16 protein-coding genes are annotated in these 20,387 nt (G+C 72.9%); 7 read left to right on the forward strand and 9 right to left on the reverse strand.

The genetic code is table 11. The annotated features are described in order from the left end of the window. Window positions 1–49: 49 nt before the first annotated feature. Window positions 50–2,272 carry an acetate--CoA ligase family protein gene (locus ACIGHB_RS04410; RefSeq protein WP_399909463.1) on the reverse strand — a complete coding sequence of 741 codons (2,223 nt, stop codon included), beginning with the start codon at window positions 2,270–2,272 and terminating at the stop codon, window positions 50–52. 221 nt (window positions 2,273–2,493) lie between these two features. Further along, entirely contained in the window at window positions 2,494–3,705 is a 1,212-nt protein-coding gene (locus tag ACIGHB_RS04415) for a flavin-containing monooxygenase (RefSeq protein ID WP_399909465.1), read from the reverse strand. Window positions 3,706–3,860: 155 nt separating this feature from the next. Between ACIGHB_RS04415 and ACIGHB_RS04420 the strand changes: the two genes are divergently transcribed. The 5 genes from ACIGHB_RS04420 (at window position 3,861) to ACIGHB_RS04440 (ending at window position 7,681) form a co-directional block, all read left to right on the forward strand. Continuing rightward, complete coding sequence (locus tag ACIGHB_RS04420; protein ID WP_399909467.1) at window positions 3,861–4,313, forward strand: DoxX family protein; 453 nt, start codon at window positions 3,861–3,863, stop codon at window positions 4,311–4,313. After that, window positions 4,310–4,711: a Zn-ribbon domain-containing OB-fold protein gene (locus tag ACIGHB_RS04425; RefSeq protein ID WP_399909469.1), complete on the forward strand. Its 402-nt coding sequence runs from the start codon at window positions 4,310–4,312 to the stop codon at window positions 4,709–4,711. The genes ACIGHB_RS04420 and ACIGHB_RS04425 overlap by 4 nt, the downstream gene beginning before the upstream one ends. A gap of 138 nt (window positions 4,712–4,849) precedes the next feature. Continuing rightward, window positions 4,850–5,299, forward strand: a complete 450-nt coding sequence (locus ACIGHB_RS04430) for a hypothetical protein (RefSeq protein ID WP_360310367.1) — start codon at window positions 4,850–4,852, stop codon at window positions 5,297–5,299. 5 nt (window positions 5,300–5,304) lie between these two features. Continuing rightward, window positions 5,305–7,113, forward strand: coding sequence for an alpha/beta hydrolase (locus ACIGHB_RS04435; RefSeq protein WP_360310369.1), 1,809 nt, complete (start codon window positions 5,305–5,307; stop codon window positions 7,111–7,113). Beyond that, entirely contained in the window at window positions 7,106–7,681 is a 576-nt protein-coding gene (locus tag ACIGHB_RS04440) for a hypothetical protein (RefSeq protein ID WP_360310371.1), read from the forward strand. The genes ACIGHB_RS04435 and ACIGHB_RS04440 overlap by 8 nt, the downstream gene beginning before the upstream one ends. Before the next feature lie 18 nt (window positions 7,682–7,699). On the opposite strand, the gene ACIGHB_RS04445 is transcribed toward ACIGHB_RS04440, so the two are convergent. Further along, window positions 7,700–9,724 carry a protein kinase gene (locus tag ACIGHB_RS04445; RefSeq protein WP_399909472.1) on the reverse strand — a complete coding sequence of 675 codons (2,025 nt, stop codon included), beginning with the start codon at window positions 9,722–9,724 and terminating at the stop codon, window positions 7,700–7,702. 191 nt (window positions 9,725–9,915) lie between these two features. Here ACIGHB_RS04445 and ACIGHB_RS04450 point away from each other — a divergent pair, with 191 nt between their 5' ends. Continuing rightward, window positions 9,916–10,281, forward strand: coding sequence for a hypothetical protein (locus ACIGHB_RS04450; RefSeq protein WP_399909474.1), 366 nt, complete (start codon window positions 9,916–9,918; stop codon window positions 10,279–10,281). On the opposite strand, the gene ACIGHB_RS04455 is transcribed toward ACIGHB_RS04450, so the two are convergent. After that, window positions 10,265–10,510: a DUF397 domain-containing protein gene (locus tag ACIGHB_RS04455; RefSeq protein ID WP_399909476.1), complete on the reverse strand. Its 246-nt coding sequence runs from the start codon at window positions 10,508–10,510 to the stop codon at window positions 10,265–10,267. The genes ACIGHB_RS04450 and ACIGHB_RS04455 overlap by 17 nt on opposite strands. After that, window positions 10,507–11,370: a Scr1 family TA system antitoxin-like transcriptional regulator gene (locus ACIGHB_RS04460; protein ID WP_399909478.1), complete on the reverse strand. Its 864-nt coding sequence runs from the start codon at window positions 11,368–11,370 to the stop codon at window positions 10,507–10,509. Before ACIGHB_RS04460 ends, ACIGHB_RS04455 begins: the two co-directional genes overlap by 4 nt. Before the next feature lie 91 nt (window positions 11,371–11,461). Between ACIGHB_RS04460 and ACIGHB_RS04465 the strand changes: the two genes are divergently transcribed. After that, complete coding sequence (locus ACIGHB_RS04465; RefSeq protein ID WP_360310381.1) at window positions 11,462–11,896, forward strand: ATP-binding protein; 435 nt, start codon at window positions 11,462–11,464, stop codon at window positions 11,894–11,896. Here the strand turns inward: ACIGHB_RS04465 and ACIGHB_RS04470 are convergent. From ACIGHB_RS04470 to ACIGHB_RS04485, 4 genes are all read right to left on the reverse strand, one after another. After that, window positions 11,890–14,115 carry an FG-GAP repeat domain-containing protein gene (locus ACIGHB_RS04470; protein WP_399909481.1) on the reverse strand — a complete coding sequence of 742 codons (2,226 nt, stop codon included), beginning with the start codon at window positions 14,113–14,115 and terminating at the stop codon, window positions 11,890–11,892. The genes ACIGHB_RS04465 and ACIGHB_RS04470 overlap by 7 nt on opposite strands. A gap of 37 nt (window positions 14,116–14,152) precedes the next feature. After that, complete coding sequence (locus tag ACIGHB_RS04475) at window positions 14,153–16,402, reverse strand: FG-GAP repeat domain-containing protein (RefSeq protein WP_399909483.1); 2,250 nt, start codon at window positions 16,400–16,402, stop codon at window positions 14,153–14,155. A gap of 166 nt (window positions 16,403–16,568) precedes the next feature. After that, the gene (locus ACIGHB_RS04480; RefSeq protein ID WP_399909485.1) at window positions 16,569–17,813 is read right to left on the reverse strand and encodes a hypothetical protein; all 1,245 of its coding nucleotides are present in this window, start codon (window positions 17,811–17,813) and stop codon (window positions 16,569–16,571) included. 153 nt (window positions 17,814–17,966) lie between these two features. After that, window positions 17,967–20,207, reverse strand: coding sequence for an FG-GAP repeat domain-containing protein (locus ACIGHB_RS04485; RefSeq protein ID WP_399909487.1), 2,241 nt, complete (start codon window positions 20,205–20,207; stop codon window positions 17,967–17,969). Window positions 20,208–20,387 lie beyond the last annotated feature (180 nt).

The raw sequence follows: 20,387 nt of genomic DNA on the forward strand, positions 1-20,387 counted from the left end.
CCGCGTCCGACACTGCGTTCGACTCTGCGTCCGATGACACGTAGGGCTCCTATCGGCAGACCGCGAGCGCGTCCAGCGCCACCGCGCCCTGTCCGCGCGGCAGCACCATCAGCGGGTTGATGTCGAGTTCGGCGAGGTCGCCGTCGAGTTCGAGGGCCATCCGCTGGACCCGCAGCACGACCTCCACCAGCGCGTCGACGTCCGCCGGCGGTGCGCCGCGTACGCCGTCGAGGAGGGCCCGGCCGCGCAGCTCGTCCAGCATCGAGCGGGCCTCCCGCTCGCCGAAGGGCGGCACGCGCACGGCGGTGTCGTTCAGGACCTCCACCAGGACGCCGCCCAGACCGACCGTCACCGTCGGCCCGAACAGCTCGTCGCGGGTGACGCCGACGACCATCTCGACGCCCTTGCCGACCATCTGGCAGACGAGGACGCCGTCGAGGTCGATCCCCTCGTAGCGGGCGATGTCGGTGAGGTCGCGGTACGCGTCCCTGACCTGGCTCGCCGAGGTCAGCCCGACCTTCACGAGCCCCAGCTCCGTCTTGTGGGCGAGCTGCCCGCCGGACGCCTTCATCACCACCGGGTAGCCGACGAGCCCGGCCGCCCGGACGGCCGCCGCCGCGCTCGTCACCAGCTGCTCGCGCGGCACGCGGATCCCGTACGCGCGCAGCAGCTGCTTCGCCGCGTGCTCGCTCAGCCGCTGCCCGGGCCGCATCAGCGCCTGCGCCTTGCGGAAGGACGGGGAGGGGGTGCGGGGGGCCTCGTCGAAGGGGGAGCGGTAGCCGGTGGTGAAGCGGTGGTGGTCGAGGTACGCCTTCACGGCGCCGATGCAGTTGGCGAAGGTGCGGAAGGTGGCGACGCGGGAGGAGCCGAGGAGGGTCGTCCGGTAGGCGTCCTCGGTCCCGACGGGGGAGCCCCACACCACGCACACCAGCTTGTCGGTGGCCTCCGCCGCGTCCACCAGGTCCTGGGCGAGCTTGTCGCTCATCGGCGGGAAGGGGCCGGTGATGGGGCAGATGAGGACCCCGACCGACGGGTCGGCGAGGATCGCGTCGATGATCTTCCGGCCGCGCCAGTCGCCGACCGGGTGCCCGCCGTTGTCGACCGGGTTGGCGACGCGGAGGTACTCGGGGATCCACTGGTGCAGCTCGTCCTGCTTGGCCTGCGTCAGCGTGGGCAGGCTCAGCCCGGCGGCCGTCGCCAGGTCGGCGAAGTGGGCTCCCGTGCCACCGGAGATCGAGTAGACGACGACGCCCTCGGCCAGCGGCTTGCGGGCGCGGGCGAGGAGGGCGGCGGTGTCCTGGAGCTGGTCGAGCCCGTCGACCCGGATGACCCCGAACTGCCGCATCGCCGCGTCCACGACCCGGTCCGCGCCGGTCAGCTTCCCCGTGTGCGAGGCGGCCGTACGGGCGCCGGTCTCGGTCCTGCCGACCTTCACCGCCACCACGGGCACGCCCTCGCGGGCGGCGCGGTCGGCGGCGAGCAGGAAGGACCGCCCGTCCTTGAGCCCTTCCACGTACGCGGCGATGGCGCCGACCTCGGGGAGGGAGGCGAAGTACGAGAGGAAGTCGGCGGTCTCCAGGTCGGCCTCGTTGCCGGTCGGCGCCCAGTGGGAGAGCCGGACGCCCAGCTCCTGGAGGGTGAAGACGGGCCGGCCCTGGTGCCCGGACTGGGTGATGAGCGCGACGGCGGGCCCGTCGAGGTCGTCGCGGAAGCGCTCGAAGGCGTTGAGGTTGGTGTTGGGTCCGAGGAGCCGGACGCCGGTGCGGCGCACCGCCTCGGCCAGCCGCCGCTGCGCGGCGGCCCCGTCGGCGCCGGTCTCGGCGAAGCCGGAGGCGAAGGCGACCGCGAACCGCACCCCGGCCTCGCCCAGCTCCTCGACGACCGGCAGCGGGTCGGCGACCAGCAGGACGGCGAGGTCGACGGGCCCGGCGAGCTCCTTGACGGACGGCACGCAGGCCAGGCCGAAGACGGAGGTACGGGTCGGGTGCACCGGCACCAGCTCCGCGCCGACCCGCTCGGCCCAGGCGAGCAGCTGCCGGGTGATGCCGGTGTTGGGCCGGCCCTCGGCGTCGGAGGCGCCGACGACGGCGACGGACCGGGGCCGGAAGAACCGGTCGAGGTCGGGGACCTCGGCGTACAGCGCCCGGCCGCTGACGTCCCGGTCGCCGGGCGCGGCGGCGTGCCCGTGGACGGCGGTGCGGGGGGACTCCCCGCAGGCTTCCACGCGGGCGCGCAGACCGGTGGTGAAGGTGCCGTGAGTCGATCCAAGCATCGTTGCGCTCCGCCCTTCCGTTCAGGACGCGTCCCGGACAAGTGACCTGACGCTCAGTCAGATTACAGAACTGACGCCCAGTCAGGAATGGCGCGTACCGCACGAAGACCGAAGACCCCGCCGGGGGGCGGGGTCTTCGGCGGGGCCGGCGCCCCTGGGCGGGCTACTTCGGCGCGGACTGCTTGGGTGCGCTAGTTCGGCGCGGGCTGCTTGGGTGCGGGCTACTTCGGCGCGGGCTGCTTGGGTGCGGGCTTGGGCGCGGGCTTGGGCGCGGCCCGCTTCGGCGCCGGCCGCGTGCGGGCGATCCGCCGCGCGATCCGTTCCGCGTCCCGGGCCAGTTCCCTCAGCATCCCGCTCAGCGGGTTGGTGAACCCCGTGAAGTACAGCCCCTCCGCGTGCCGAGGGCTGCGCGCGCCCCGTACCGTCGGGCGGCCGCGCGGGTCGAGGACGTCGAGGTGGCCGACGAGGGGTTCGAGGGCGCGGCGGTAGCCGGTGGCGGCGATGACCGCGTCCGGGCTGATCCGGGTGCCGTCGGCGAGGACCACCTCGCGCCCCTCCAGGGCCTCGACGGCCGGGACCACCTCGACCTTCCCGGCGCGGATCGCCGCCACGAGGCCGACGTCCTGGACGGCGATGGCGCCCTGCCGGGCGCGGGTGGCGAGGCCGGTGTCCGGGCGCGGCAGGCCGTGGGCGGTGAGGTCGGGGGAGGCGAAGCGGGCGAGGGCCCGGCCGAGCAGGTCCACCAGGGGGACCGGCAGGCGGCGGACCAGGATGCCGCTGCGCTGCGCGGGCCAGCCGGCCGTGGTGCGGCGGAGGATGTGCGGGGCGGTCCTGACGGCGATCCGGACCCGGCCCGCGCCGCCCTCGGCGAGGTCGGCGGCGATCTCGGCGCCGGTGTTGCCGATGCCGACGACGAGCACGTCCCGGCCCGCGTACGGCTCCGGGTTCCGGTACTCGCGGGCGTGCGTGAGCTCGCCCTCGTACGTGTCGAGCCCCGGCCAGGCCGGCACGCTCGGGGTGTGGTTGAAGCCGGTGGCGACGACCACGGCCCGGCCGGTCAGCCGCCGCCCCCCGGTCGCGTGCAGCACCCAGCTCCCCGTGCCATCCTCTGCCCGCTCGATCCGGTGCACCTCGACGCCCGTGACGACGTCCAGCTCGTGCTTCTCGGCGTACGCCTCCAGGTAGCGGACCAGGTCGGCGCGGGCGACCCAGCGGCCGTACGACCGGGGGATCCGCAGGCCGGGCAGGCCGGAGAGGCGCCGGGTGGTGTGCAGCCGCAGCCGGTCGTAGTGGCCGCGCCAGGAGGTTCCGACGGCCCCGGACTTCTCCAGGACGACGGCGCGGACGCCGCGGGCGCGCAGGGTGGCGGCGACCGCGAGCCCGCCGGGGCCGGCGCCGATGACGTACACCGGCTCTTGGGGGGTGGTGACCATGAATGCTGAGCGTAATGACGTGTACACGCAGTGGGTCTCGGTCCCAGGGGGATTTCGGTTGCGAAACGGTCACGCGCGCAGCCCCCTTGCGGAGGGCGGCACCGCTGCGCTGAACTGACGTACCGTCAGATACATGGGGTCCGAGGAGGCCGCGCATGCAGACCGTCTGGCTCACCGGCGCCGAATGGCTCGCCGTCCTCCGCATCGGCCTCGGCCTGTGGTGGCTGGAGAGCTGGCGCCACAAGGACCGCAAGGGCTGGTTCGAGCGCGGCACGGGCATCGCCTGGGCGGCGGACGTGGCCTCCAAGCACCGGTGGGCCGCCGTGCGGACCGGCTTCGAAAAGGTCGTCGCCCCCCGCCCCAGGCTCATGGCGTACGTCGTCGTCTACGCCGAACTCGCCCTCGGTCTCGGCCTGGTCACCGGCTTCCTCACCCCGGTCGCCCTGATCGGCGGCCTCCTCCTCAACCTGCTCTACCTCGTCCTGATGATCCACGACTGGGCCGAGCAGGGGCAGAACGCGATGATGGCGCTGATCTCCCTGGTGGCGCTCCTCGCGATGTCCTGGCAGACCTGGTCACTCGACTCCGCGATCGGGCTCTTCCGGTGACGGCCACCCCGGAGGCCGACGCCTTCACCCGCGCCTACTGGGACGCCGCCGCCGAGGGCCGGCTCCTGATCCGCCGCTGCCGCGCCTGCGCCCGCCCCCACCACTACCCCCGCGAGTTCTGCCCCCACTGCTGGAGCGAGGACGTGGTCTGGGAGCCCGCGAGCGGCCGCGCCACCCTCTACACCTGGTCCGTCGTCCACCGCAACGACCTCCCGCCCTTCGGCGAGCGCGTCCCCTACGTGGCGGCGGTGGTCGACCTGGCGGAGGGCCCGCGCATGATGACGGAGGTCGTGGGCGTGCCGGAGGCCGCCCTCCGCGTGGACATGCCCCTGGAGGCCGCCTTCCGCACCGGCCCCGACGGGGTGGCGGTCCCGGTCTTCACGGCACCCGCGTCCTGAGTACGCAAGAGTGCGCGTACTCATGAATCCCCGGGGTCCGAACCGCTTGGATGGGCATCGGGGATCATAAAATGATGCTCCGTCAGGGCGGCTTTCTCGCAGCGCGTTGACGTCGGTGACGGAGAACGGGGGCCGCGCGTGGCGTGGGACGAGTGGGAGCAGCTCAAGGCCGGGGTCGCGGACCGGGGTGCGGACCGGATGCAGCTGAATCAGGCGACGCCGGCGGCCGACGCCGGTGGCGGCTCGGGGGACCTGCACTCGGACAAGAAGGCGTGGGTGAGGGCCGGGCAGGGCGTCCGGGGCCTGAAGGAGGGGGTCGGCAAGGCCCTGACCGCGCTCGCGGACGGCCAGGCGGGCCTGGGCGACGGCGCGGCGGTCCAGAGCGCGGCGGCCCAGAAGGAGCTGTACGAGTCCTGGAAGAAGTACGTCGGTGACGTGAACGGGCGGTGCGAGGCGCTGGGCGGGCTCCTGGAGGGAGCCGGCCACGACCTCGCGAAATCCGACGAGACGGTCCTGGCCGAGCTGAACCGGCTGAAGACGCGGTACGAGGACACCGAGGCCGTCGGCGGCCAGGCGCAGGGGCGGTGACGGCCGTGGACCTCGCGACGCTGAAGGGCTTCAAGCCGGCCGAGTACGAGCAGGCGGCGGACGGCTACCGGGCGGTCGGTGACATGGCGAGCGCCGCCAAGGACGCCGTCGACAACCAGGTCGCCGCGGGCATGCGCCGGGACCGGCTGAAGGGCGAGGCGGCGACCGCCGCCCTGGCGGAGCTCACGGAGCTGTCGAAGAACTTCCACTACGCGCAGACCGAATGCGGTCTCGTCAGCACCGCGCTGAACGGTTTCGCCTTCGACATGGCGGCGGCCAAGCGGAAGCTGGACACGGCCCTCGCGGACGCCGCCGCCAACGGCTGCACGGTGGAGGCGAACGGCTCGGTGTCGTACCCGGCGGGCCGCAAGCCCGGCGAGGAGAAGGACGCCCCCGGCGGCACGGTGAGCGGGAGCGCGGGCGGCACGGAGACCTCCGACGCGATCGAGCGCCAGGCGGTGAACATCCACCCGAACCCGCACTACGGCAAGGCCATGGGGTACGCGAACCGGATCGCCGACGCGCTGAAGGAGGCCGGCGACGCGGACGCGAAGTGGGCGCCCAAGCTGCGGGCGCTGAAGGCCGACGACGACCTGAAGGTCTCCCACCGCGACTGGACCGACGCCCAGTCGGACACCGGCGGGGTCCGCGAGGCGGGCAAGACCTATCTCGAATCCCTGCCGGACGCCCCGAAGAGCGGCGACCCGAAGGACAACGCGGCCTGGTGGAAGGGGCTGACGCCCGAGGAGCAGTCCGCCTACATGTCGCTGAACGCGGCGCAGGTCGGCGCGCTCGACGGGCTGCCGTCCGCCACCCGCGACGAGGCCAACCGCGTCGTCTTCGCGGAGAAGCGGGCGGAGCTCGAACTCCGGCTCGCCGCGATCCCCCCGGAGCCGCAGAAGGTCCTCTACGGCAGCACCTACCCGTACCGGAACCCGGAGTGGACGGTGTGGAACGAGAAGTACGGCGACGAGCTCAAGTCCGTCACCGACAACCTCAAGGGCGTCCGGGCCATCCAGGCCCGCTTCGACGCCACCGGCCAGAACGGCCTGCCGGAGGCGTACCTGCTGGGCTACGACACCAAGGGCGGCGGCCGGGCCGTCGTCGCCAACGGCAACCCCGACACCGCCGACCACACCGCCGTCTTCGTGCCCGGCACGTACACCAACATCACGGAGAGCGAGAAGTACATCCACCACATGAGCGAGATGTGGAAGGAGACCAACGCCAAGGTCCCCGGCCAGAACGTCTCGACCATCACCTGGATCGGCTACGACGCCCCGCAGAGCATCGTCCCCGAGGCGATGAAGGAGCACTACGCCCACACCGCCGCCCCCGACCTCAACCGCTTCATGTCGGGCCTGGAGCACGTCCAGGGCGGCGACGACAAGAGCCACACCACGCTCATCGGCCACAGCTACGGGTCCACGGTCGTCGGCGCGGCCTCCAACGGGGGCGACCTGCGCACCGACGACATCATCGCCGTCGGCAGCCCCGGCATGCTCGTCGAGTACGCCAAGGAGCTCGACGTCGAGGAGGGCCACGTCTGGTCCCAGGCGGGCGGCGTCACGGACGACCAGGTGCCCCTCGGCGGAAAGTTCGCCGGCCTCGGCCGGAACTCCGACTGGTGGCAGGACCTGCTGCCGTTCGGCTCGATCTGGGGGCAGAACGTGCCCTCCGACGACAGCTTCGGCGCCAATAAGATGGCCCACGACTCCGAGAGCCACACCGACTACTGGAGGGACGGCTCGCTGAGCATCCAGAACCAGGCGTCGGTGGTCGCCGGCCAGTACGACAAGGTGCAACGTGACTGACATCGTGACCGACATACGGAAAACGGTCGGCAGGCGTGCCGTCTCCGGCCCGAGGGCGCTGGCCCTCGCGGCCGCCATCGCGTCGCTCGCGGCGCTGACTGTGGGGTGCTCGGACATGAAGGAACTCGACTACACGCCGGTGCGGATGGATCCCGACCCGGCCCGCACGAAGGCGCGGGAGGTCTCCAGCCGCCTCCTGGAGCTGACCGGGATCAAGGGCAAGGTCACCGAACCGGGCCCGAGCGTCTCGCGCTGCTCCGAGTACGGCGAGGACCTGTTCTCCACCTCGCACCCCTGGTCCGTGTACGCCCTCACGGACGCCCAGGTCGACAGCGGCATGCAGAACCTGCGCACCAAGCTCGGCGAGCACGGCTGGAAGATCACCAAGGACGGCAAGGCGAACTCCCAGGCCCAGGACCCGGAGATCTACGCCGAGAACAAGACCGAGCAGTTCGCCGTGCACGTCATCGCGATGAAGGACGGAGGCAACCAGACGATGCTCAACTTCAAGGTCGTCTCCGCCTGTTACCGCGCGGCCTCGGCGGCGGATCTGGACGGCGAGTACTGACGCGGGGGGCATCGGCGCCTAGAGGGCGCCGATGTTCCGCCAGAACTGGCCGCCGCCGTACTCGGTGTCGCACGTGAAGGTGATCGCGGCGCCCGGGTTGTAGGTCAGGCAGTGCCCGCTGCCCGCGTTCTTGATCTGCCGGCCGGCGGACGAGGTGGTGCCGAACTTCCAGTTCTGGGTGCCGGCGCCGTTGCAGGCGGCGGTCTTGACGCTGAAACCGTTGTCCTGGAGGCACAGGGCGGTCTTCTTGTTGACCAGCCGGAAGGTGCCGTCGGCATTGGCCCGGTAGATCCAGGAGTAGAAGGCCGTGCTGGGACTGGAGCCGCACTCCACCGCGCGGACTCCCGAGCCGAACGCCGGGTTGTGTTCGGCCAGGCAGTTGCCGCTCGTCCCGTTCTCCAGCGCGTACGTCCCCGAGGGCCCTGACCCGCCCCCGCCGGAGGTGGGTTTCGGGGTCGGCTTGGGCGTCGGCTTCGGCGGGGCCGTGGTGGGGCGGGGCGCGGCGGTCGTGGGGCGGGTGGTGGTGCCGCCGGAGGAGCTTCCGCCCGAGGAACCGCCGGACGTGCCGCCGGACCCACCGGAGGACGTACCGCCCGAAGACGTACCGCCCGAGGAGGAGCCGCCCGAGGACGAGCCGCCCGAGGAGGACGACCCGCCGCCCCCGCCGCCGGTGACGGACGACCCGCCGCCACCGGACACCGCACCGCCACCGCCACCGCCCCCGTCCACGGGCGGCGGGGGCGCGCCGGGTGCCGGCGGCGCGCCGGGCGGTACGGAGGAGGCCGGCGCGGAGGGCTTCCCGGAGGGCTTCGCGGACGGTTTCGCGGACGACGGCGGCTTCGACCCGGGCGGGACGGCCGAGGACGGCTGCGGGACGGCCGAGGAGATCACGGTGGTCGGCGAGGAGGAGGGCCGGTCCTCCGCGCCCGCGCGCCACTGCTCGTACGGGGCGAGGGTCAGCGTCAGCGTGGTCCCCGTGGTCACGACGATGGGTACGGCCAGCATGACGAGCCGGTTGCGCCGCTTGTGCTCCCCGCCGTTCCCCGGCGGTCCGGAGATCACGTACGCGGGGCCGGTCGCCGGCGCCTGCGGGGTCAGCGGGGCCGTGGCCACGTCCTGCGAGGGGTCGGCCGCCTCCAGCTCCGCAAGCGCCTCCTCGGAGGGCGCCCCGGCCGCGAAGGCGGCGCGCTCGGCGATCCGCGCCGCCACCGGTTCCGGCCAGGCGACGCCCGCCGCCCGCGCGTCGGCGTGCCCGACGAGCTCGGTCGCCGACGGCCGGTCCTCGGGGTCCTTGGCCAGACACGTCCGTACGAGCTCCGCGAGGTCCGGGTCGGTCTCCGTGAGCCGCCCGAAGTCGGGCTCGCCGTGCACGACCCGGTAGAGCAGGTCGTGCCCGGAGCCGTCGCCGAACGGCGGCCGCCCGTTCGCCGCGTACAGCACGAGGCTGCCGAGCCCGAAGATGTCCGCCGCGCCCGTCAACTGCTTGTCCGCGACGGCCTGTTCGGGCGCCATGTAGGCCGGGGTGCCGATGATCATGCCGGTCTTCGTCAGCCGGCTCTGGTCGGCCGCGCGCGCCACCCCGAAGTCGATGAGCGAGAGACCGGCCTCGGTCAGCATCACGTTCGACGGCTTGAGGTCCCGGTGCACCATCTCGGCCGCGTGTACCGCCCGCAGGCCCGCCGCCGCCTCCCGCAGCAGCCGCCACAGGGCGTCCGCTGGCAGGGGCCCGTTGTGGAGCCGCAGCGCCTCGTTGAGCGTCACGCCCGGGATGAACTCCGTCGCGAACCACGGCGGCTTCGCGAGCCGGTCGCTCGCCAGCAGCTTCGTGCTGGCCCCGGCGGGCAGCCGCGCCAGATTGTCCAGCTCGTGCCCGAAGTGGCTGAGGAAGTCCTTGTCCTCGGCGAGCGTCGGCAGCACCCGCTTCACGGCCGCGTACGTCCCCGGGACCGCGCCCAGGTAGACGCGCCCCATACCGCCGGACCCGAGCACGCCGAGCAGGCGGAAGGCGCCGATCCGGCGCGGGTCGTCCGCGTCGAGCGGCATGGCGCCGCTCCCGGCCAAATTAGAGTCGTTTTCCAATTCCCCCTGCATGGGCCACAGGGTAGCTCAGTGCGATCGTCATCTGAATCGCCGTCAAGGCGTTGTTACGCGGCTGTGGTTGAAGTGGCCGGAAGAGGGCGGGGCGTACGGCCGGAGTTCTTCCCTCCGCCACCACCGGGCCCGACCCTGAACCCATGCGACCCGCACCCGGCGACATCGTCTACGCGTACCGCAAGCCGAAGCCGCCCTCCCGCCGCCGCTTCAGCCTCCGCCTCGGCCTCCAGCACCCCGTGCTGCGCCTCGACCCCCTGTCCGTCACCGACGAACACGGCCACGACTGGATCGAGGTCCTGCCGGTCCCGCACGGCGCCCTCGACACCCGCCTCGACCCGGACGCGGTCGTCCTGATCCCCGTCCTCGACGTGGCGAGCCACAAGGAGTCCCTCCCGCCGGAGCTCCTGGAGGTGGTCCTGGCCGTGATGGAAGACGGAGAGCCCCCCTGGCCGACGCTCAGGGAGGCTCTACGGGAGGGCGGCCAGGGCCCTACGCCTGCGCGGTGACCTCGACGAAGGTCGTCCAGGAGGCGGGGGAGAGGGCGAGCTGAGGGCCGTGGGGGACCTTGGAGTCGCGGACGTGGATGGTGGTGGGGTGAGCGGCGACCTCGACGCAGTTGCCACCTTCGGAGCTGCTGTAGCTGGACTTGCGCCAGTCGTAGGCGACTTCGATGCATTCGCCGCCCTCGGGGCCGCTGTAGCTGCTCTTGAACCAGGCAAGATCCGCGGTGCTCATCGTTCTCCCAGCAGTTTCTCGATCCAGGTCAGGGACTCCCGCTTGGTGAGTGCCTGTGAGCGCAGGATTCCATAACGCTCGGAGTGCTGGCGAACCTCTTCCGGGTCGGTGATGAGGCGGGCGTGCCCGTAGATCTCGGTGTACGCGACCTCCCGGCGCCCGGGCGGGGTCAGCAGGGTGAAGGCGCCGTCCAGATAAGGGTGTTCGTCCCTGTCCATCAGCAGAATTTGTAGCTCCACCGTGCGGAGCTGACCGACCTCCAGGATGCGCCGTAGCTGTTCCCGGTGGATCTCCGGTCCACCGAATGGCCGCAGCAGGACGGCCGCTTCCAGCAGGAAGGTGAGCGTCGGCGCGGGCCAGCGCTCGAATACCGCCTGCCGCGAGATGCGGTCGGCGATTCGTGTCTCGATCGTCGCCTCGTCCAGCATGGGACGGCGATGCTCGAACAGGGCGCGCGCGTACGCAGGCGTCTGAAGAATGCCCGGCACCGCCTGCACCTCGTAATAGTGCGCAGCCAGCGCCCGGGCCTCCTCCTTCGCGAAGCTCTGGAACCAGTCCGGGTGCCGCACCCGCGCCCGAGCCAGCGCCTTCTCCGTATCCTCCACGGCCGCCGCCAGCACACCCCCCGCGTTCAGGGCGGTCTCGGCCCGCAGCAGGAAGTCGGGCTGCGGGACCCGGACGCCCCGCTCCATCGATGAGATGAGGTCCTCCCCACAGTGCGTCTCCGCAGCGAGCTGCGCCTGGCTCAGGCCCGCGTTCGTCCGCAGCACCTTGATGATTTTCCCCAGCGCCTTGAACAAGTGCGCCGTACCGTCCACTTCGGAGGGCTTCTCCGGCCGCTCCTCGTGCTTCCCCGACATCCGTACCGCCCTCTTGGCGTACCCGTACAGTTACCCAGCGTCGTGGCGTCGCTGCTGGTCAGCGTAGGGCCGGGAGGCCAGTCTCGGTGTCATGAAGCCGGAAAACACCACCCCGACAAGTGAGTTCGCGCCGGAGTTCACGCTCCTTCTGACCCCCACGCCCCGGGGCGCGCGCCTGGCCCGTCTGCTGGCGGCGCACCAGCTGCGCGCGTGGGGGATGGCGGGGCCGGCGGCGGAGGCGGCGGAACTGGTGGTGGCCGAACTGGCGAACAACGCGGCCCGGCACGGCCGGGTGCCGGGCCGGGACTTCGAGCTCCGGATGGACCGGGAGGACGACCACGTGCGCGTCGAACTCTCGGACGCGCGTGCGGAGCGCCACCCCCACCCGGTCGGGGAACCCGACGAGGGCGGATACGGGCTGCTGCTCGTGGCCGCCCTCGCGACCGCGTGGGGCGTCAAGGACCGCTCGGTCGGCAAGACGGTCTGGGCGACCGTCCCGCTGACCGGCGGGTGTCCGCGTCAGTAGACGTCGTGCCAGTTCAGCCAGCGCTCCAACTGGTCGGCCGGCTGGAGCGGGGTCCGCCACCGGCCCGTGCCGCGGTAGACGTACAGGTACGCGCTGGCCTGGTACCTCGCGCCCTGCGCGACGAGGTCGTTCCGGCCGTCGCCGTCGAGGTCACCGACGCCGATGACCTCGTCGTACGTGTTCCAGCCGCCGCCGATCCGGGTCCGGGGCGCGAAGGTGCCGTCGCCCTTGGCGAGGTACAGCCACAGGACGCCGGCCCGGTCGCGGGCGACGAGGTCTCCGGCGGTGGCCCCGCCGAGGTCGCCGGTGGCGGAGACGAGGTTGTAGTCGCCCCAGCCGCCGCCGACGCGCTTGCGGGCGGCGAAGGGGGCCGCGGGGTCGCCGGTGCCGGGGTAGAGCCACAGGACGCCGGCCTTGTCGGCGGCGAGGAGGTCGTTCCGGCCGTCGCCGGTCACGTCCGAGCCGCCGGTGAGCTTGGTGTAGGTGTTCCAGCCGCCGCCGACCCGGGAGCGGGTGGCGAAGGTGCCGTCACCCTTGCCCGCGTACCACCAGAGCACGCCGGCGCGGTCCCGGGCGACGAGGTCCGGGGCGGCGGTGCCGCCGGTGTTCCCGGTGGTGGTGATCCGGTCGTACGTCTTCCACCCGCCGCCGATCCGCGTCTCCGTCTCGGACTCGCCGTACCTGAGCTGTCGCAGCTGCCCGAGGTCGTACGAGGAGAGGACGCCGCCGGGGGAACGGCTGAGGACGTCGGGCGAGCCGTTGCCGTCGTAGTCGTGCGGCCGGGGCGCGCGGGTGAGGCTGAAGGAGCCGGTGCGCTCGACGGCCGGACCGATGCCGTTGGCGGGTTCCGCCCGCATGGTCCACGTGTACGCGCCCGCGTGCGCCGGGTACTTGGTGGCGAGGAGGCCCTTCCAGTCGGCGCGGAGCTCGGTGTCGTCGGTGGTCGTCACCATGCCCTTGACGAGGGCGGACCTGCCGGTGGAGGTGTGGGTGAGCTTCAGGCTGACGCGCGCGTTGGACCGGCTGAGCTTCCAGACGGCGGACAGCTTCCCGGCCGCCCGGTCGAAGTCGACCGTGCCGGTCGCGGGCGGGGAATCCGCCAGGACGGTCAGGACGGTCGGCACGCCGGTGGTGGCCACCTGCGACACGGTGGGCAGGGCTCCGCCGGCGCCGTGAGTGACCCGGTACAGCCCCTCGCCCCCGTCGATCGTCCCGCCGGAGACGAGCAGCGACCCGTCGGTGGCCGGGGCGAGGAACGCGGTGTGCGCGAGGGGCAGGACCGTCGTCTCGGCGGGGTTCGAGAGCGGGACGGAGACCGGGCGGTCGAAGGTGCCCACGGTCCAGCGCGTGGCGGCACCGAGCCGGACGTACACGAGCCGGTCCCCCGTGATGCGCAGGGCTATCCGGGCCGCGTCGTCGAAGCCGGGGAGGTCGGTGCGGGTGACCCCGGACGTGCCCCGGACGGCCACGGCCAGACGGGCCCGGCGGTCGTCGCCCTGCTCCACCCAGACCACGTGGGTCCGCGACAGGGTCATGGAACGGCCGCCGGGCCGGCCCTGCGGCGCGTAGGTCTCCACCACGGACGCCGAGGCGACGTCCACGACGGCCAGCGCGTCCACCGTCACGCCGTCCTTCGTCACGGAGTACTGGACGAGGAAGTCCTCCGGACCGCTGACGCTCGCGCCGACGACCTGGGCGCCCGCGGGAATGCCGGCCACGGTGCGGTCCACCGTCCCGCCCCGGGCGTCCTTGCTCAGCACGCGTACGTCCTGGAAGCCCGTGACGACGAGCGAGGTGCCTTGGTGGTGCATCGTCCGGTACGTCCCGGTGGCCGGGAGTCCGTCGTAGGTGGCGACCTCCGCGCCCGAGGCCATGTCGATCACGGTGCGGGTGGTGTCGCCGATCCGGACGACGAGGTCCGTGCCGGCGCTCGCCGCGTAGCTGCCTCCCGGCATCGGTGTCCGGGTCCCGTCGTGCCCCACCCACGTGTAGGCGTACCCGGAGCCCTCCGGGTGACGCGTCAGGAAGCCGGTCGGGCCCCCGGGCAACGCGAGGGCTCCGGGCGGCAGGGAGAAGACCTCCCGCTGGTCGGAGGTCGCGTTCGTGCTACCCGGACCGGCCGCGAACACCGGGGTCGTCAGGCCGCCGGCCGTCACCGCGAGGCTGCCGGCGAGGGCCGCGCCGAGGAGGCGCGGGAGGGTGCGTCTGCCGTGCGTCATGGGTGGTTCGCTCCAGGGGGAAGTGTGGAGGCCGGGGTCAGAAGAGGAGGTCGAACTGGTAGAGACTCGGGTCCAGTTCGGTCGTCACGGCTCGCTCGAAGGGCGCACGCCAGTCGCCGGTGCCCTTGTAGCGGACGAGAACCGTGCGCGCGGCGCGGTCGAACGTCGTGGCGAGGAGGTCGGGGCGCCCGTCGCGGCCGAAGTCGCCGATGGGAACCAGGTCGTGCATGTCGCCCCAGCCCGCGCCCACCCTCGTGCGAGGTGCGAAGGTGCCGTCGCCCTTGCCGAGGTAGAGCCAGAGGACACCCGCCCGGTCGCGGGCCAGGAGGTCGCCGGCCTTCGCGCCGCCGAGGTTCCCGGGGGCGGTGAGGCTGTCGTACGTGTTCCAGCCGCCGCCGATCCGCTTGCGCGGCGCGAAGGGCTTGGCGCCGTCGCCGGTGGCCCTGTAGAGCCACAGCACGCCGGAGCGGTCGGTGGCGACGAGGTCGGGGCGGCCGTCACCGGTCAGGTCGGAGCCCGCCGCCAGCTTGTCGTACGTGTTCCAGCCGCCGCCGATCGCCGTGCGCTTGGCGAGCGTGGTGCCCTTGTTCGCGTAGAACCAGAGGACGCCGGTCCGGTCGCGGGCGACGAGGTCGGAGGCCGGGCCGGCGTCCAGGTTGCCGGTGGCGAGGATCCGGTCGTAGACGTGCCAGCCGCCGCCCCGGTTCGTCCCGGTCCACGGCAGCCAGGAGTGAGGCTCGAAGAGGATCTGGCGGGTGTCGTACGACACGAGCCGCCCGTCCCTGTTCCGCACCAGGAGGTCGGGGAAGGCGCTGCCCGAGTAGTCGTGCTGGACGGGCCTGTTGGTGACCTGGAAGGTGCCGGACCGCTTCAGCGCTCCGCCGACGCCGTTGTCCGGCGTGGCGGTCACCGTCCAGGTGTAGCTGCCGGTGGGGGCGGAGACCTGGTGGTCGAAGAGACCGTTCCAGTCGAAGCGGACGCGGCCGTACATGGGCGAGGCGAACCGGTCGTCGTCCAGGGGCAGGCCCTGCGTCCATGTGGCGCCCGACGCGGAGTGGGTGATCCGGAGGTCGACCCAGGCCCTGCTGCGCCCGAACCGCCAGTCGAAGGAGGCCGACGAGCCGGGTGCGCTGAAGTCGGCGGTGGTCGGGACCGACTGCGTCACCACACCGAGCGTGGTCCGCAGGCGGGTGGTCGCGACCGGGGTGGCGACGGGCCTGCCGTCGGCGCCGGGGACGATCCGGTACACGCCCTCGCCGTGGGCCGCCGTGCCGCCCTGGGCGAGGAGTTCGGCCCCGCCGCCGTAGGACATCGCCGTGCTGTCGAGCAGGGTGAAGGGCGTTCCGCCGGTCACCGGGACCGCCCGCAGCGGGTGGAGCGGGTTCGGGCTTTCGGCGGTGGAGCCGCCGTGCACGCCGTACAGGACCCAGCCGCCCACCAGGGAGACCGTGAGGCCCAGGTCCTGCGCGGCCACCGTGTGCCGGACGGTGGCGGTCGAGCCCCGGCGGGCGGTCACCACGACCGACCGCCCGTCGGCGAGCCGCTCCACCCAGGCCACGTGCGTGGCGGAGGCCGAGATCCCGGAAGTGGTGGCCGGGACGGACCGGTCGTCGACGACCTTCCCCTCCGCGACGTCCACGACGGCGAGCCGCTTCCCGCCGACGCCGTTCACCGTGCCGGTGTAGCTGACGACGAGGAGGCCGGGCACGGTGGGCCAGGTGAAGCCGATCCGCGTGTCCGCCGGGAAGCCGGTGACCGCCCGGCCCACCGCCTCGCCCCCCGGCGCCTTGGACACGACGTGCAGGGTGTGGCGCCGGAGGGAGTCCTCCGTCCGCATCACCAGCGTGCGGCCCACCACACGCGCGAACGTCGCCGAGGGCCCGAGGAACGCGGTGTCGACGGCGACGGGCTCGCCGCCCGCCGCCATGTCGTGCAGGTGGTACGTCGTGCCCTCCTGGCGCGCGACGACGTCACCGCCCACCGCGCCCACGTAGGGCGTCGCGGAGGCGGGCAGCGTGGTCGAGACGCCGTCCGCGTACCGGGTCCACCGGTAGCCGAGCCCCTCCGACGCGTATCCGACCCGGCTGAGGAACCCGGACGGCCCCCAGCCCCGCAGGGCCGACGTCGGGTCGATGACGGCGGGACGCGCATCCGTCTCCGCGGTGACGGTGGCGGCGGGCGGCGACGCCACGGCCGCCGGGCCGGCCGCCAGGCCGCCGGCCGTCACCGCGAGGGCGACGGCGACGGCGGTCGCGAGGCGGCGGCCGACCAGGCTGAGGTGGTTCAACGGGGAATCCTTCCGAACGCGCTGTGGGCGTCCCTGCGCCACGCCCACAGGACTCGCGACAACCCCACAAGGTTGTACGGAAGTTCGGGAGCGATTCTTCAGTCCGTCAAGTCGACTTCCGGTCGAATCGCCGTAAACCCGCCCGGCCGGGGCGTCGTGCCGTGTCTCAGTAGAAGATCCCGGACCCGAGGTAGTGGTCGAGCAGCTCATGGCGTGCGGCGAGGGGCTTCGTCCAGGCGCCGGTGCCGCGGTAGAGGGACGGGCCGTCCAGCTTGTGCACCGCCATGAGATCGCCCCGGCCGTCGCGGTCCTGGTCGCCGACGCCGATGATCTGGGTGAAGTCCTGCCAGCCGCCGCCGATGCGGGTGCGGGCGGCGAAGGTGCCGTCGCCCTTGCCGAGGTAGAGCCACAGGACGCCGGCGCGGTCGCGGGCGACGAGGTCGCCGGCGGGGGCCCCGGCGAGGTTCTGGACCGCCGCGATCTTGTCGTAGGTGTTCCAGCCGCCGCCGACGCGGGTGCGCGCGCCGAAGGGGGCGGTGGCCTTCCCGGTGCCCTTGTACAGCCACAGGGCGCCGGTCTTGTCGGTGGCGACCAGGTCGGTGCGGCCGTCGCCGGTGAGGTCGGCGGCGGAGGTGAGCTGGTCGTAGACCTGCCAGCCGCCGCCGATCCTGACCCGGTGGTCCAGCTTCGTGCCGTTGCCCTGGTGGAGCCAGAGCACGCCGGCGCGGTCGCGCGTGAGGATGTCGGCGTGGGCGGCCCCGCCGAGGTCTCCGGTGGGGACGATCCGGTCGTACACGTTCCAGCCGGTGCCGAGGAGCGTGTTCTGGCCGGAGAGAGCCTGCCAGTTGGTGGCGGCGTCGATGACGGTGTGCCGCGTGAACGTGCCGCTCTCGGAAAGGCCCAGGATGTCCGGGAGGCCGTTGTCGTCGAAGTCGTGCGGGACGGCGGCGCGCTGGACGCGGAAGGTGCCGGTCGCGTCGACGTCCGGGCCGATGCCGTTGTTCGGCTTGGCGGTCAGCCGCCAGGTCCAGGCCCCGTTGTGGGCGGCGACACCGTCGTCGAACTCGCCCTCCCACCACATTTCGACGAGGCCGCCGTCGTTGTAGAGCTTCTGGACGACGGTCCGCCCGGTCGCCACATGGGTGAGGGTGGCGGTCGCGGAGGCGTCGGCGGTGCTGAGGCGCCAGGAGGGGGTCGCCGGGTTCTGCTTGTCGAAGTCCATGACGGCCGGGACGTCGCTGCTCAGCAGTGTCAGGGGCGGTTCCTGCCGCGTGCCGGCGGGCGCGGCGGCCGGCGCCGAGGGCCCGGCGGCGGCGGCCGGCAGGACGGCCGGGCCGGCGGAGGCCAGCAGCAGGGCCGCGAGGGCGGCGACGCCGAGGCGGCGGCCCCGGACGGGGGCGGGGTGCTTCAAGGGGGGTTCCTCCCGAGGTCCTCTGGTCGTGGCGTCGGTGCGCCACGACCAGAGGACTCATGAGGACCCTTCAGGGTTGTACGGCTGTTCGAAAGTCAAGCGCGCGTATGTCGCCTCGAGTTCGCGCCGCGTTCGCGTCGAGTGCCGCCTCCTTTACGCCACGCTGCCGAACTTCCCGCCCTCGCCCGCGTACAGCGTCGTGTTCTGCCGGCTGAACGGGCTGGTCGTGGTGCCCGTCGAGCGGTAGACGTACGTGCCGCCGGGGCCGTACGCGATCAGGTCCGGGCGCCCGTCGGCGGTGACGTCGCCGGCGCCGACGAGCTGGCTGAAACCGCCCCAGCCGCCGCCGATCCGGACGCGCGGGAGGAAGGTGAAGCCGTTGGACTGGTACAGCCAGAGGACGCCGTCCTTGTCGCGTGCGACCAGCTCGCCGCCCACGTCGCCCACGATGTTCCCGACGGCCGTGATCTGGTTGTAGACGCCCCAGCCGCCGCCGACCCGCACCCGGGGGAAGTACGGCTTGGCCGCGTCGCCGGTGGCCCGGTAGTACCAGAGGACACCGGAGGTGTCGGCGGCGAACAGGTCGGAGGAGCGGTCCGCCGTCTGCCAGTCCGAGCCCGCCGCCAGCTGGGTGTAGACGCCCCAGCCGCCGCCGACCCGCACCCGGCCGGCGAAGGTGCCGTCGCCCTTGCCGGTGTAGGACCAGAGGACGCCCGAGCTGTCGACGGCGATCAGGTCGCCGGTGGCGCCGCCGTTGATCGTCCCGGCGGCCTCGATCTTCTTGTACGTGTTCCAGCCGCTGCCGATCCGCGTCCGCTCGGCCGGCTTCACCTGGCCGTCGACCGGCCAGTCGTACAGGTCGTCCCGCCACAGCACACCGGCGGCGTCCCGGGCGAGCACGTCGGTGGAGCCGTTGTCGTTGAAGTCGTGCAGGTTCGCCGAGCGGGTCACGGTGAAGGCGCCGGAGACGACGTCCGTGCCGGCGCCGTCGAGGGTGGTCGCGGTGGCCTGCCAGGTGTAGGCGCCGTTCGGGGCGCTGAGCCCGCCCAGGACGCCGTTCCAGGAGTACGTGAACCGGTTCCCGTCCCCCGGCCCGCCGGCCCGCGCGGTGAGCGTCTTCCCGGTGCGGGTGTGCGTGAGGACCACGGTCACGGTCGCGTCGGGGCGGTTCAGGTCGAAGGTCATCGGGGCGTTCACACCGCCCTTCTCCAGGCTGACGGTGGAGGGCACGGACGTCCGGGTCACGTCGAGCGCCACGAGCCTGCCCGTGGAGGCGACGAGCGTCGGCGTCGTCGTCCCGTCCTTGCCGAGGGCGAACAGGCCGTCGGCCTCGCTCGTCGCCCCGCGCGCCAGCAGGCTGCCGTCGGGCGCGTGCGCCACGGAGGAGAAGTTCTCCAGGACCTTGTACGGGGCTCCGCCCGTGGCCAGGTTCCGCGCGTACAGCGGTGTCACGACCTCCGGCCCGGCGTACGGGTCGCGCTGCGCCGCGTACAGGGCCGTGTGGCCGATGATCCCGGCGAGGACGGCCTTGCCGGGGATGTCGGTGAGCGGCACGTGCTTCACCGGGCCGTTGCCCATCGCCGTGAGCTGCGTGCCGCCGTCCGGGCGGTTCACGGTCCAGGCCCGGTACGTGGGGGTGAGGGCGCCGGTCGCCGACGCGTCCCAGCTCTCGCTGCCTCCGACCGACCCCGTGGGGATCTCGGTGCCCAGCGGCACGGGGATCACGGCGTGCGTACTGTACGGAACCGGACCGTCGTTGGTGGCGCGGGTGCCCTGGACGAGGACGACCGCCGTGGCCCGGCCGTCCGCGTCCCGGCCCGCGGCGACGATCTTGTAGCCGGTCTCGGTGCGCTGGTACATCTGGTTGCCGAAGCTGTCGGAGATCTTCATCTTGTTGACGACGCCGTTGTCGTTGCGCAGCTGCCACAGCTCGCGGCCCACGCCGTTCGCCGCCGGCCGGCTCTCGTACACGACGTTGAAGGCCACGCCGACGAGGTCGCCGCTGAGCACGTGGTTGGAGTACGTCTTGCTCACCGGGTGGTAGGCGGAGATGACGCCGTTGCTGTTGGTCACCAGCCAGTCGGACGACGAGTCGTAGACGGCGGAGGCGTTGGTGTACGTCGAGACGGTGCCGTCCAGCGCGTGCCGCTGGATCACCGTGGTGCCGTTCTCGTCCACGCAGGTCGTCATGTACCCGAACGCGCCCGTGGACGCGACCTCGGCGCCGACCGGCAGCAGCCCGTCCGCGGACGGGGCGCAGCGCCCCTCGGCGGTCGCGCCGGCGGGGGCGGCGACGGCGGCGGGCGCGGTGACGAGGGTGCCCGTCACGGCCGTGACCGTGGCCAGCGTGACGAGGGCGGCGGCGAGCCGGCGCCCGGTGATGCGGTGGTTCACAGAGTCCCCCAGGACTGTGGAGAGGGTGGGTGGAGGTACGTGCCGCCCACCTCGTGGGCGATCAGGTCCACCCCCACGAGAAGACCCGGCACGGGACGTGCCGTGCCGGGTCAGACTCGCCATCGGGCCGAGTGGTTGTACGGGCGATCGCCTCTTCGTTCGATCGATGGACCGTCAACC

The sequence above is a fragment of the Streptomyces sp. NPDC085460 genome, assembly GCF_044541975.1.
Taxonomy (GTDB): Bacteria; Actinomycetota; Actinomycetes; order Streptomycetales; family Streptomycetaceae; genus Streptomyces.

What these genes read in the sequence shown, in the direction of transcription:
- ACIGHB_RS04465 (WP_360310381.1), top strand. Translation starts at nt 11,462, where the DNA reads ATGAAGCCGGAAAACACCACCCCGACAAGTGAGTTCGCGCCGGAGTTC.
- ACIGHB_RS04415 (WP_399909465.1), bottom strand. Translation starts at nt 3,705, where the DNA reads ATGGTCACCACCCCCCAAGAGCCGGTGTACGTCATCGGCGCCGGCCCC.
- ACIGHB_RS04445 (WP_399909472.1), bottom strand. Translation starts at nt 9,724, where the DNA reads ATGCCGCTCGACGCGGACGACCCGCGCCGGATCGGCGCCTTCCGCCTG.
- ACIGHB_RS04420 (WP_399909467.1), top strand. Translation starts at nt 3,861, where the DNA reads ATGCAGACCGTCTGGCTCACCGGCGCCGAATGGCTCGCCGTCCTCCGC.
- ACIGHB_RS04460 (WP_399909478.1), bottom strand. Translation starts at nt 11,370, where the DNA reads ATGTCGGGGAAGCACGAGGAGCGGCCGGAGAAGCCCTCCGAAGTGGAC.
- ACIGHB_RS04470 (WP_399909481.1), bottom strand. Translation starts at nt 14,115, where the DNA reads ATGACGCACGGCAGACGCACCCTCCCGCGCCTCCTCGGCGCGGCCCTC.
- ACIGHB_RS04410 (WP_399909463.1), bottom strand. Translation starts at nt 2,272, where the DNA reads ATGCTTGGATCGACTCACGGCACCTTCACCACCGGTCTGCGCGCCCGC.
- ACIGHB_RS04455 (WP_399909476.1), bottom strand. Translation starts at nt 10,510, where the DNA reads ATGAGCACCGCGGATCTTGCCTGGTTCAAGAGCAGCTACAGCGGCCCC.
- ACIGHB_RS04450 (WP_399909474.1), top strand. Translation starts at nt 9,916, where the DNA reads ATGCGACCCGCACCCGGCGACATCGTCTACGCGTACCGCAAGCCGAAG.